Source organism: Flavobacterium tistrianum (assembly GCF_003254545.1).
GTDB classification, from domain to species: domain Bacteria; phylum Bacteroidota; class Bacteroidia; order Flavobacteriales; family Flavobacteriaceae; genus Flavobacterium; species Flavobacterium tistrianum.
This window is the reverse complement of sequence record NZ_QJRH01000028.1, coordinates 1-373: the sequence shown is the minus strand read 5'-3', so window position 1 is coordinate 373 and position 373 is coordinate 1. Positions and strand designations below refer to the sequence as shown.

Below are 373 nucleotides of genomic sequence, written 5' to 3'. Positions count from 1 at the left end.
CCCCGCTGATGGCGTTGCGCTGACAAAAGTATAGCCGGACGGCAGTGTTTCGGCAACACTCACTCCTGTGGCATCGCTAGGCCCGCTGTTGGTTGCTGCTATCGTGAATGTGACGTTGGCTCCAACGGCTGGCGCTGCATTATCGGCTGTTTTCACTACCGACAGGTCTGAAACGGGAACCGGTATTGGAGTTATTGTGCTGGTGTTGTTTGCCAGGGTAGGATCCTGCTCGTTTGCTGATACCGTTGCCGTATTGGCATACGGTCCGGAAGCGTTAACTGCTGCAACAATGTTTAGGGTTGCGCTAGCTCCGTTGGCAAGGCTTCCTATTGTCCAAAGAGTTCCGCTATAGGTTCCTGCCGATGGCGTTGCG

1 protein-coding gene is annotated in these 373 nt (G+C 54.7%); it reads right to left on the bottom strand.

What is annotated here, in order from left to right:
* A partial coding sequence (locus tag DMB71_RS00135; RefSeq protein ID WP_162614730.1) for a DUF11 domain-containing protein occupies nt 1-373 on the bottom strand: 373 nt, incomplete at both ends.